Origin of the sequence: Methylobacterium sp. J-030, assembly GCF_022829545.1 — a bacterium.
Lineage (GTDB): Bacteria > Pseudomonadota > Alphaproteobacteria > Rhizobiales > Beijerinckiaceae > Methylobacterium.
In genome coordinates this window covers 47011-58725 of record NZ_JAKSYM010000270.1, presented here as the reverse complement: position 1 = coordinate 58725, position 11715 = coordinate 47011, and the positions used below count along the sequence as shown (strand labels likewise).

The 11715-nt window shown below is 71.5% G+C and carries 8 protein-coding genes; 1 reads left to right on the top strand and 7 read right to left on the bottom strand.

The features are described from left to right. Window positions 1–566: 566 nt before the first annotated feature. Entirely contained in the window at window positions 567–4004 is a 3438-nt protein-coding gene (locus tag MKK75_RS19995) for an SbcC/MukB-like Walker B domain-containing protein (RefSeq protein ID WP_244044264.1), read from the bottom strand. A gap of 177 nt (window positions 4005–4181) precedes the next feature. Between MKK75_RS19995 and MKK75_RS19990 the strand changes: the two genes are divergently transcribed. Then, complete coding sequence (locus MKK75_RS19990) at window positions 4182–5858, top strand: methyl-accepting chemotaxis protein (RefSeq protein WP_244044263.1); 1677 nt, start codon at window positions 4182–4184, stop codon at window positions 5856–5858. 19 nt (window positions 5859–5877) lie between these two features. Here MKK75_RS19990 and MKK75_RS19985 read toward each other — a convergent pair whose 3' ends face one another. The 6 genes from MKK75_RS19985 to MKK75_RS19965 all read right to left on the bottom strand — a co-directional run bounded on the left by MKK75_RS19985 (window position 5878) and on the right by MKK75_RS19965 (window position 11699). Next, a complete protein-coding gene (locus tag MKK75_RS19985) occupies window positions 5878–6504 on the bottom strand; it encodes a DUF4194 domain-containing protein (RefSeq protein WP_244044262.1) in 627 nt (208 codons plus the stop codon). After that, window positions 6497–7867: a Wadjet anti-phage system protein JetA family protein gene (locus MKK75_RS19980; RefSeq protein ID WP_244044261.1), complete on the bottom strand. Its 1371-nt coding sequence runs from the start codon at window positions 7865–7867 to the stop codon at window positions 6497–6499. Before MKK75_RS19980 ends, MKK75_RS19985 begins: the two co-directional genes overlap by 8 nt. A gap of 35 nt (window positions 7868–7902) precedes the next feature. Continuing rightward, window positions 7903–8232, bottom strand: a complete 330-nt coding sequence (locus MKK75_RS19975; RefSeq protein ID WP_409567598.1) for an FKBP-type peptidyl-prolyl cis-trans isomerase — start codon at window positions 8230–8232, stop codon at window positions 7903–7905. Next, window positions 8144–8866 carry a carbohydrate porin gene (locus MKK75_RS36400; protein WP_409567597.1) on the bottom strand — a complete coding sequence of 241 codons (723 nt, stop codon included), beginning with the start codon at window positions 8864–8866 and terminating at the stop codon, window positions 8144–8146. The genes MKK75_RS19975 and MKK75_RS36400 overlap by 89 nt, the downstream gene beginning before the upstream one ends. An 842-nt stretch (window positions 8867–9708) precedes the next feature. After that, window positions 9709–10929, bottom strand: a complete 1221-nt coding sequence (gene coaBC, locus MKK75_RS19970; protein ID WP_244044259.1) for a bifunctional phosphopantothenoylcysteine decarboxylase/phosphopantothenate--cysteine ligase CoaBC — start codon at window positions 10927–10929, stop codon at window positions 9709–9711. 44 nt (window positions 10930–10973) lie between these two features. Continuing rightward, the gene (locus MKK75_RS19965) at window positions 10974–11699 is read right to left on the bottom strand and encodes a di-trans,poly-cis-decaprenylcistransferase (RefSeq protein ID WP_244044258.1); all 726 of its coding nucleotides are present in this window, start codon (window positions 11697–11699) and stop codon (window positions 10974–10976) included. Between the last annotated feature and the right edge of the window lie 16 nt (window positions 11700–11715).

The following is an 11715-nucleotide window of genomic DNA, read 5'->3' as shown; positions in this document are numbered from 1 at the left end:
ACGCGGCCCTTTCCCGGGCGCATGCAGCGAAAGCGGAATGCGACCCGGGATCCAGCGCACAGCCTCGCGAAGCATCCGTCTGAAACAAGCTGTGCCGCTGACGCGGCGCTTCGTGTGCTGGGTCCCAGATCAGGTTCCGCTTCGCTTCACCTGTCCGGGAAAGGGGTGGGTGTCACGCGTCGGGGGCGCCGATCCCGTGCCCTGCGCTTGGCCAACCACCTCGAAAGGGCTGGCCTCAAGTCCTTCGAACGCGAGCACGTCTCCGTGTGCGTATCCGTAAACCGGAACACCCGTACAGCAGTGGGGGCGAAATCATCTGACGCCGTAAGAGTAGCCCGTGCGGGAGAAGGGGCCCGTCGCGCACTGCCGCAAGCGTCAGTGCCGGACCCAGATCCGTGAATATCGTAGGCGGGGGAGGGAGGGCGCGTGCTCGATCCGGACCTGCAAATCCGGATGCGTCGCCGCTCGGACTGCGCCTTGCGCGAACCGATAGGCGCCCAGCGTGGGGCATGAACGCGAAGGTCTTGGCACCCCATCCGACGCGACAACCGCCAGCGCGGCTCCCCTCACTCCGCCGCGTCCGCCTGCCGAAAGCCCTCGATCCCGATCTGATCCGGGTTGATCGCGTGCAGCGCCCGCCGGGCCGCCTCAAGGGGGTGCTCGGCCTCGATCCGGACCGAGGTCAGGTCCGGGCTCTTGTAGACGGTGACGATGGTGTCCATCACCTCGGTCAGCGTGGTGCGCTTGTCCTCCGGGGCGGCGATCAGCAGTTGCAGGCCCCAGGCCCGGTAGAGATCGACCAGCGCTTGGCTGTTGCGCACGTCGAGCTTCGAGAAGGCCTCGTCGAGCAGGCAGAGGCCGAGGCCCGGATTCTCGTCCCCCGGCCGGTCGCCGGGGTAGTAGGCGCTCGCCAGCGAGGCCGCGATCGCCACGTAGAACGGCGCCTGCGCCTCGCCGCCCGAGCCACGCAGCGCCCGCGCCGACATGGTGGTGCGGTTGCCCGCCCGGTCGCACATGCCGATCTCGTACACGAAGTAGTTGCGGTAATCGGCGAGCCGCGCGGCGTCCGCGTCGCCCGCGATGAGAGCGGTGATCTCGGTGAGCGCCGCCGCCATCGGCCCCTCGGCCTCGCCGGCGAGCAAAGCCTGCGCGGCCTCGGGGGAGCGGGCGGTCTCGGTGGCCAGCGCGTGGACCGCGGCGTAGCGCCGGTCCACCGCCGCCTCGAACGCGTAGGTCTGGCCCGTGAAGCTGCGGGCGGAGAGCCGCTCATTCAGCGCTTCCAGCCGGGCCTGGACCCGCTCGAACCGGTCGGCGAGGCGGGTCAGCAGGTCCTCGGTCATGAGGCGGCGCATCTCCACCTCGGCCCGCTCGGCCTGGGCCCGGTAGCGCCGCAGCTCGTGGCCCTCGACCGCCTCGTATTCCCGCCGGACCCAGGCGAACCCATCGATCGCCGGCGCGTCGCCCTGGTTCAGGGGATTCTCGACCCGCCACGCCGCGCAGGCCTCGGCCAGCTCGCGCTCGGCGATCCGCCCGTGCGAGCGCGCCGCCTCTGCGGCCTCCCGGGCGAGGCCCCGCTCGGCACTCGCCCGGGATCCGGCAGCCTTCGCGTCGAGGCCGGCGAGCGCCCGCCGGGCCTGGGCGATCACGCCCACGTCGAACGTCTCGGAGCGGGCGAGGCGGACCCGGGCCGCATCCCCGCCCATGAGCTGGCGCAGGGCGGCGCGCCGGGCGGAGAACGCCGCGCGGGCGGCCTCGCGCATGGTGACCAGCCGGGCGCGGAGCGCCGCTTCGTCGGCGAGCAGGCGATCGAGCTTCGGCTCCAGCTCCTCCGACAGCTCGCGCAGGTAGGCGACCCGCTCCGCCGCCAGCGCCGCGATCTCGCCGGTGAGCCCGGCGGCATCGCGCTTCTCGATGCCTTCGCGCTCGGTCTGCAGGGTGCGCCGCCGCCCGTCGAGGCCGTCGAGCTCGGCCCGGAGGGTGTCGATATCATCGAGACCCCGGGCGATGCGCGCCCGGATCGCGGCCGCGGTGCGGGCGGCCTCGCGCAGCACCGCCGCTTCGCCGCGCAGGCGCCGCGCTTCCGCGACCGCCGCCTCGTGGAGCCGCCGGCTGTCGGCGGTCGGCCCGCGATGGCCGCGGGTCATGAGCAGATCGACGCTGCGGGTCACCGAATAGGCCATGCCGGCGGTGGTCCGGCCGCTCGGCGCCACCGCGCGGGCGAGGCGGGCGAGCTCGGTATCGTCCCGGGCGAGGTCGTAGCCGCCGAGGCGCACGCCCAGGAACGCCTCCGCGTGCGGATCGCTGGTCTCGATCACCGTGAGCGGCCCGTCATCGTAACGGCGGGCACGCTGCTTGGCGGTGTCGGTGGTCTTGACCAGGATGCAGCGGTGGAACCGGTCGCGGCCCCCCTGGAGCACGCCGAGCGCCTCGTTCAGCCGGTCCGGCGCCACCACCAGGGCCTCCCGGGCGCGCCCGAGCAGGCCTTCGAGGGCGGGCCCCCAGGTCGGGTCGACGATCTCGGCGAGTTCGCAGATCGGCACGGCGTCGATGCCGCGCCGTTCCAGCTCGCCCCGGAACGCCAGAGTGTCGGAGGACAGGCGCGCCGCCGGGCCGGCGCCGGTCCGCGGCGCGGTCCGCTCGGCCTCGCTCTCCTGGGCGCGGGCCTTGAGGGCGGCGTCCTCGGCGGCCCGTTCCAGGGCCTCGTCGAACTCGGGCAGCTGTGCCAGCCCGTCGACCAGCTCGGCGAGCGGCCCCTCGGGGCGCAGGATCTCCTCGGGCGGCGATTCCCGGCGCAGGCCGGCCCGGGCGCAGGATTCGGCGAGCCGCGCCGCCTGCGGACAGGACTGGCGCAGGATCGGGGCGACCGGCTGGAGCTTGCCCATCTGGCCGACGAGCCCGACCAGATCGGCGATCCGGCCCGCGAGTTCCTTCCGGTCGCGCTCCAGCATGGAGAGGCCGAGCGTCGAGGCGGCGAGCCGCCCCTCGGCGGCGCCCGCGGCGGCCAGCGCCTTCTTCTCGGCGATCTCCCCGTCGATGTCGCGCACGAAGCCGCGGCTCGCCGCCACGCGCTCCCGGGCGATGCGCAGGGCGTCGGCGCCCTCGCGCAGGCGCGTGCGCACCGCCACGAGGTCGAGGCTGCGGCGGCGCAGCTCGGCGCAGGCCGCGTTGAGCTCGTGGGACGCCGCGCCGAGCACCGCCTCACTCCAGGCCTCGTAGCGGTCCTTCAGGCGGCGCAGGCGCGCGAGCCGGCTCTCCAGCTCGGCGATGGTCTCTAGGAGGCGGCGCCAGTTGGCGATCGACAGGCGCACGCGCTCCACGTCGAGCGGCTCCGGCTCCAGCACGAAGGCCCGCACGAAGGCGCTGGTGTCGAAGATCGGCTTGAACGCCACCGCGTTGGCGAAGCTGCGCAGGAAGTGGCGCGGCTCCGGCGCGGGCGCGCCCTCGCGCAGGGTGGCCAACACGTCGGCCGTGAAGCGCTCGCCGGAGGTCCGGTACTCGGTGAAGCTCGCCGCCCGGGCCCGCAGATCCCCGGCGATCTCGCTCCAGGGCGCCGTGTAGCTGCCGCCGGGGGCGGTGCGGGCGTAGTCGGCGATCTCGAACCGGTGCCCGACCGCGATGAAGCGCGACAGCACGGCTTCCTTCGGCTCCGCGGCCCGGGCCGCCAGCGCCAGCCCCACCGTGACGACGCGGCCGGAGGCCGGGTTCTCGAACACCAGGGCCAGCACGGTCTCGCAGGATTCCCGGGTCGGCCGCCCGCCCTCCGCGGGGTCGCTGATCCAGCCCAGGCAATAGTCGCGCACCGTCCGGGCGCTGCGCCCGGAGGCCGAGGCGTTGAGCGCGAGGCGGCTGGCGTTGTTGCCGGCCAGCACCGTGCCGACCGCGTCGAAGATCGTCGACTTGCCGGCCCCGGTCGGCCCGACGAGGGCCGCAGCCCCCCGCAGCCGGATCTGCTCGCGGCGGATCAGGTACCAGTTCGAGAGGGCGATGTCGGTGAGGACGTACACGGAATCGGGGGCGCCGGGCCGGTTGCGGTGGTTCGGTCGGACCAGTTGGCCGGGTTCGGCCGCGTATGCAAGCCGGGCCCGCCGCCGCCGGAACGCGGAGCCTGACAGCAAATCATCATAAACTTGGTATAAATCGAGCACATCCGTCGCACTCGTATGCTCCACCGGAAGTGATCGATGCGTCTCAGTCTCAAATCGAAGTTGAGCGGCCTATTCGTCATGCTGCTCCTGGCAGCGACGATTCAGGGCGGCATCACGCTGTACAAGATGCGGACGGTCGACCAGCGGCTGACGGAACTCCTCGACAACGCCGTGCCGTCGATCAACGCGGCGCAGGCCATCAACACCTTCGTGCTTCGGACCCGGCTGTGGCAGTTCCGCTACGTCACGGCCGATACGCAGGCCGAGCGGGATACGAGCCTGAAGAACGCCGACGCGCTGATCCGCGAGCGGCAGGCGCTTGTGGATGCCTACCGCGCCCTGGTGACCTCGAAGGAGGAGCAGGCGCTCTACGAGGATCTGCTGACCAAGCTCGCGGTGCAGCAGGCCGACTGGGACACCCTGCGGGCGTTCCCGGCCGACGCGCGCGAGCCGGCGTTCGCCTATTTCCGCGGGCCGATGAACGCCAATTACCTGGCGGCCTCGGCCGTCAGCCACGCCCTCGCCGAGCTCAAAGTGAAGAACGGCGACACCGCCGGTCTGGCCGCCCGCCAGAGCCACGCGGAGGCTGTCCGGACCACGGTGACCATGCTGATCGTCATGCTGCTGATCGCCCTCGGCGCGATGCTGTATGCCTTCATCGGCGTCTCGCGCCCGCTCACGGGCATGACACGGGCGATGCGGCGCCTCGCGGACGGCGATACGGACATCACGGTGCCCTTCGCGAATCGGCCCGACGAGATCGGCGACATGTCGGCGACCGTCGAGGTCTTCAAGCAGAACCTGCTGCACGCCCGCGTCCTGGAGGCGGAGACCGGGCGCGCCCGGGCCGGCGCCGAGGCGCAGCGCCGGCAGGTGATGCGCGAGCTCGCCGATCGGTTCGAAGCCGCCGTCGGCGGCATCGTCCGCTCGGTCACCGCCGCGGCGACGCAGTTGCAGACCACCGCCCAGAGCCTGACCGCCACCGCGACGCAGACCGCCGGCCAGTCGACCAGTGCGGCTGCGGCCGCCAAGGAGGCCTCCTCCAACGTGACCACGGTGGCGGCCGCCGCCGAGGAGCTCGGCTCCTCGGTCGACGAGATCGGGCGCCAGGTCGGCTCCTCCGCGAACGTGGCGCAGACCGCCGTCCAGGAGGCGGGCGCGACGGCCCATCTTGTCCAGGACCTGAGTACGGCCGCGCGCCGGGTCGGCGAGGTCGTCGAGTTGATCGCCGCCATCGCCAGCCAGACGAACCTGCTCGCGCTCAACGCCACCATCGAGGCGGCCCGCGCTGGCGCCGCGGGGCGGGGCTTCGCGGTGGTCGCCACCGAGGTGAAGGCCCTCGCCGACCAGACCGCCAGGGCCACTGCCGACATCTCCGCGCAGATCGCGCAGATCCAGGGCTCCACCACGCAGGCGGTCCAGGCGATCGACGGCATCGCCGGGCGGATTCGCGAGATCAGCGGCTTGGCGAACTCGGTCGCGGTCGCGGTCGAGGAGCAGGGCGCGGCGACCCAGGAGATCGTTCGCAACGTCGCCGAGGCCGCGACCGGGACGGAGGCCGTCACCGCCAATGTCAGCGGCGTCGCGGGGGCCGCCGAGGAGACCGGTGCGGCGGCCGGGCAGGTGTTGAGCGCGGCCTCCGACATGGCCGAGCAGGCGACCCGGCTCGGGAATGAGGTCGAGCATTTTCTGGCGACCGTTCGCGCGGCCTGAGCGTAGCCCCGTCGACCCGTCAGGCCTCCCCGGCCTCCGTCCAAGCCCGCAGGCGCTCCAGCCACGCGTCGGAGGCCAGCACCGCCACGCCCGGCAGGAGCGCGAGCGGCGTGACCCGCTCCACCCGGTCGCGCTCGCCGAGGCGCAGGCCGCCGCGCCGCGCGTAGAGCCGCAGGATGTCGGCGAGCCGGCCCTCCTCGGGGGGCTCGTTGCGGGCGACCGTGCGGATCTTTTCCACGATCTCGTCGGTGGTGCACTCGACGATCCCGTCCGTGCCGACGCGGTGGTCGCGCAAGCCCTCCTCGTAGAGGAGCCGCAGCGCCAGCAGCACCAGGGTCTCGTCCTTGCGCAGGCGCTCCGACATGATGTCGTGGCGTGGCGCGTCCGCGGACGGGCTCAGCGACACCATCTGGTCGCGGTGCGCGACGGTGAGCGCGTAGCCCAGGCAGGCGAAATAGTCGGTGAAGAACGGCGCGTAATGCCGGGCGAGTTCGTAGGAGCGGCCGATATTGGGGGAATCGGCGTAGATCACTTGCCCCTTCAGCAGCACCTGCAGAGCGCGGCTGAGTTCCTCGGCGTCCGGCGCCCGGGCACCCGGAGGCGCGGGCTCGTCACCGTCGATGATGGCGCGGAATCCCTCAAGCACCGGGACGCCGCTCCAGCAGGAAATCCGGGCAGTCGAGCCAGCCGTTGGCCACGCGCTCCGGCAGGCGGGTGACGGCGTAGCGCGCGCCGAGCCTGGCGTCGAACAGCACGTCGATCTCGCGCAGGCGCTGGAACACGATGAAGTCGTCCACAGTCGTGATCGCGATCTCGGACCCGCGCAGCCGCATCGCCGTGCCGAGCCGGGCCTCCACGAAGGCCGTCATGCCCTCGGGAGTCACGGTGGTGCGACGGCGGAACGCCGCCTTGGCGGCCGCGAAGGCGTCGATCACGGGATCCTCCGCGATGTCGGGCAGGGGCTCCAGGTCGATCACGGCCTTGCGGGCCCGCGGCGTCTGGAGATGCCCCTGGCCGATCGGCGGGCGCAGCAGCGCAACGTCGGCCGGCACGTCGGGGGCTATCTCGGCGCCGCCGACCGCGCGCAGCAGGGCGGCGGTCCGCTCGACGCCGCCGGGGTCCGGCCGGTCCATGACGTGAAGCGCCGCGGCGATCCGGCGCTCCAGCCGCGCCACGACGGCGTCGACCGCGTCGAGGTGGTTGTCGAGCCCCTCGAAGACCGACAGGATCTGGGCGAGGTCCCCGCGCACGGCTCGCTGGGCGGCGTCGAGATCGGGACTGCGGCCCTCGCGGATCAGGCCCTCGGCGAGCGCCCGAACCGTGAGGGCGTCGCGCAAAGCCCGGCCGGCCTCCCGCACCACGCTGGCGCGGAAGCGGAACGGGTTGAAGCGCGTGTGCAGCGTCCGGTAGTCGCTGATCAGGTGGCGCTCGACGAAATCCTCGAAGAACAGCCGGAAGGTCTTGGCCCGGTCGGGCTCGCGCAGGATCCGCTCCTCGACCTTGCGCATCCCGGCCGCGAGGCCGCGCACATGGGCCAGGAAGGCGGCGGAGGCCCGGGCGGCGTTGGACAGGGCCTCGGACCGGCTGCCGGGATCCGAGAGGGCGCTCTCCAGGCCGCCCAGCACCTCCAGCACGGCGCCGCCATACGAGCGGGTCTCGCCCCGCTCGAGGCGGGACAGCTCTTCGAGGAGGAGCCGCGCCTCCGGATCGAACTCCACCACCGGCACGTAGCGCTCACGGCGCTCGATCAGCCAGCCGGTGTCGAGGAGGCGCCGGTAGAGGGCATTGCGCCGCTCCGCGGGGTCGGCCGAGATCGGCTCGTCGCCGCTGACCTCCGGATCGCTCCAGCCTGCCGCGAAGTCGCCGATCTCGGCGAGGAGTTCGGCCTTGCGCACCGGCTCGGCCCCGAGGACGCGCCGGTGCAGGTGCAGCAGAAGGGCGGCGTTGAAGCCGCGGCTCGGGGCGGCCAGCGGCTTGAACAGCTCGTCGGGCAGCTGCGCGAACAGCATTCTCTCGGGACTTCCGCCGCCGTGCAGCCGTGCGTTTACTTGGCGCCGAGGAGCTCGACGTCGAAGATCAGGGTGGCGTTCGGCGGGATGACGCCGCCGGCCCCCCGGGCGCCGTAGCCGAGCTGGGGCGGGATGATCAGGGTGCGCTTGCCGCCGGTCTTCATGGTGGCGACGCCCTCGTCCCAGCCCTTGATCACCTGTCCGGCGCCCAGCGGGAACGAGAAGGGCTGGTTGCGATCGCGGGAGGAATCGAACTTCTTGCCCTTCTTGCCGCCCTCATCGAGCCAGCCGGTGTACTGGACCGTGACCTGCTGGCCCGGCTTCGGCTCCGGCCCGGTCCCGACAACCTCGTCCTGATACTTCAGCCCGGAGGGCAGCGTGACGGTCTCTGCGGTGGCGGCAGTGCTCATTGCAGTGGTCATGGCGATCAACGCGGCTCCGGCGATCAGGGTCAGGCGAGGCATGGTTTCTCCCTGGAACCGGCGCCGTGCGCGCCGGCCGTCGCGCGCCTTCTAGCGGCTCCCGCCGGTCGAGGCCAGGGAGGGAACGGCCGCGCCGGCAGACCGCCCTGGCCGTTCCGACAGGCTCGTCTCGCGTGCGCAGTGCCCGGCGGACGACGAAGCCGGCTGGCGACGCGTCGTTCGCGCGAAGGACCGTTTGGGTCATCGCGGGCACCGGGACGTATATCGAGAACGTGATCAGCGACCTGACGCCGAACACAACCACGTCGGGCTTGATCTCCGGGCTTCCGCGCCGGGTTATGTATTGAATATTTGGACGAACAACAATGTCGTCGGCAACGTCGATACGATAGAACGCTTCGAGGAAGCGCTCTTGCGTGGGCATTCGTCGCGTCGTGCCCGAGACGAGATTGCCCATCGCGACGGCATGAACCGATCGGAGGTTCGGCAGCGTCTGGCCGACGCCGAACCCAATCCAGTCGTTCGGGCGGCCCTCGGACGCCGCCGGCGACGTTGGTGGCCGCCTCGTACACGTCATCGAGGTTCAACAGGACGCCGTGCTCCCAGAGGGAGTCGCGCGCGCCGTCCATGTTCCCGAGGATCCCGAAATACGGCTTCAAGCTCGGCGTATCCGCCGAACCGGCGGCGGGGCGGGTCTCAGGGGCGGGCGTCGAAGGGCGGGCAAGGGGTATTCGCTCCGGCGCAGCCGGATCCGGGAGATTCGGTGATTGACCAGTCTCGGACACCTGAGGAGGTTGCGCGAAACTTTGCCCCACAGCCAACAGGAATGCGCTTATCGACAATTCACGGCAAATACTGAAACGTATTTTAGATAGTATGAAGCAACACATGATCCCAATGCCTTAAAAATACCCCTTTCGGTGTATTTATGCGAACAAACGTATGTCAAGAAGATCTTTTAACAATGATTTGCAACAAATTCGACGATCGTTTCATTATATTGCAAGAAAATATGCATCCAAAGATAGTTGTATAATCTCTTATCGGATAATAAATAATATAAACTCATGCCGATGGAACGCGAAGACGATTTCCTAAATTTTATCGCCGCATTTCTATGATGAATTGAAATGTAATTGGCGGGGATTGAAATGTAGCCATCAAATAGGCGTCCGTCGTGATCGGATGGATGCACGCGCATCGCCGTTTCGCCGGTCGTGATTCGCCGCGTCGATATCGTGGCAGCGCGAGAGCGATGACCGGCCACCGGCGACGTTATACCCGTGGTCCTGGCGGTGGATGGCGCTGGGGCGACGACGCGCGTCCGCGCTACCGATCGCCGCGAGGCGCCGATGTCTTCGGCGGTCAGTGCGGGTCCGCGACACCTCGACGGAGGTGCATCGAGCCGCTTGTCCGGCCTTATCCGTCGAGCATCGCCGCGAGATGCACCACCAGCCGCCGGGCGACCTCGTCCTTCCCGAGCCGCGGCCAGGAATCCACCGCACCGTCCCGGTGGATCAGGTGTACCGCGTTCTCGGCCCCGCCCATCACGCCCCCCGCCGCCGAGACGTCGTTGGCCACGATCAGGTCGCAGCCCTTGCGGGCGATCTTGGCCCGGGCATGATCCAGCACCGTGTCGGTCTCCGCCGCGAAGCCGACCACCAGGGGCGGGCGCCCCGTCGTCCGGTGGGCGATCGTGGCGAGGATGTCGGGGTTCTCGGCGAGGATCAGCGGCGCCGGGCCGGTGCCGTCCTTCTTGATCTTCTTGGCGCCGGCCTCGTGCTCGGGCCGCCAATCCGCCACCGCGGCGGCGAAGATCGCGATGTCGGCCGGCAGCGCAGCCTCGACGGCGGCCAGCATCTCCCGGGCGGTCTCCACCCGGATGACGGTGACGCCCCGCGGGTCCGGGATCGCCACCGGCCCGGCGACCAGCGTCACGGCGGCACCGGCCCGGGCGGCGGCCTCCGCGATCGCGTGGCCCTGGCGGCCGGAGGAGCGGTTGGCGATGTAGCGCACCGGGTCGATCGGCTCGTGGGTCGGGCCGGAGGTCACCAGCACCCGCCGTCCCGCGAGGGGTCGGCCGGCGCCGAGGCCCAGCATCGCCTCCAGGGCGTCGGCGATCTCGTGGGGCTCGGCCATCCGGCCGGGGCCGGTCTCGGGCTCCGCCATCCGGCCGGCATTGGGGCCGACGATGCGGACGCCGTCGCCCTCCAGCGTCGCGCGGTTCCGGCGGGTCGCCGGGTGAGCCCACATCTGCACGTTCATGGCCGGCGCGATCAGGATCGGCAGGGCGGTGGCCAGCAGGATGGTGGTGGCGAGGTCGGCCGCGTGGCCACCCGCCATCCGGGCCATCAGGTTGGCGGTGGCGGGCGCCACCACGACGGCATCGGCCTGCCGGGCGAGCCTGATGTGGCCGATCTCGGCCTCGCTGGCGCGGTCGAACAGGTCGGTATGGGCGCGCTCGCCGGCCAGCGCCGCGGCGGCGAGCGGCGTGACGAATTCCTGCGCCCCCGCGGTCAGGACCGGGCAGACGCTGGCGCCCCGCTCGCGCAGGCGCCGGATTAGGTCGAGGGCCTTGTAGGCCGCGATGCCCCCGCCGATGACGAGGAGGACACGGCGGCCGGCGAGGGTCTCGTTCATGCCGGAAACCCTCTGCGCGCCGAGGCGCGCGCGTCAAGCGCCCCTCAGGCCGCCGCGGGGACGGCCGCCGTCTTCAGGCCGCCGAACCGGCGTTCCCGGCGCTGGAACTCCGCCGTGGCCGCGGCGAGGTCGTCGGGGCCGAAATCGGGCCACATCCGCTCGGTGAAGTGCAGCTCGGCATAGGCCGCCTCCCAGAGCAGGAAGTCCGACAGGCGCTGCTCGCCCCCCGTGCGGATCAGCAGGTCGACCTCGACCGGCGAGCCGTGCATCGGGCCGGCCACCAGCGCCCCGAAATCCTCGCGCGTCACCGCCGCGTCACTCTGGAGGCGCTGCGCCGCCGCGATGATCGCGTCCCGGGCAGAATAGTCGACGCAGATCCGCAGGTGCAGGCGGCTGCCCGCAGCGGTGGCGGACTCCGCCGCCGTGATCGCCGCCGGGATGCCCTCCGGGAGCCGGTCGCGGCGGCCGACGACGCTGAGCCGCGTGCCGGTGCGGGCCAGCCGCTGGGTCTCGTTGCGCAGGTAGGAGCGCAGGAGCCGCATCAGGCCGCCGACCTCCTCGGCCGGGCGCTGCCAATTGTCGGCCGAGAAGGCGTAGAGGGTCAGCGTGCCGATGCCGAGATCCGGGCAGGCCTCGGCGGTCCGCCGGATCGCCTCGACGCCGCGGTGATGCCCGGCGAGCCGCGGCAGCCCGCGCTGCGTCGCCCAGCGCCCGTTGCCGTCCATGATGATCGCGGCGTGCAGGGCCTTCGGCGCCGCCTCACTTCGCATCGTAAAGTCTCCCGGC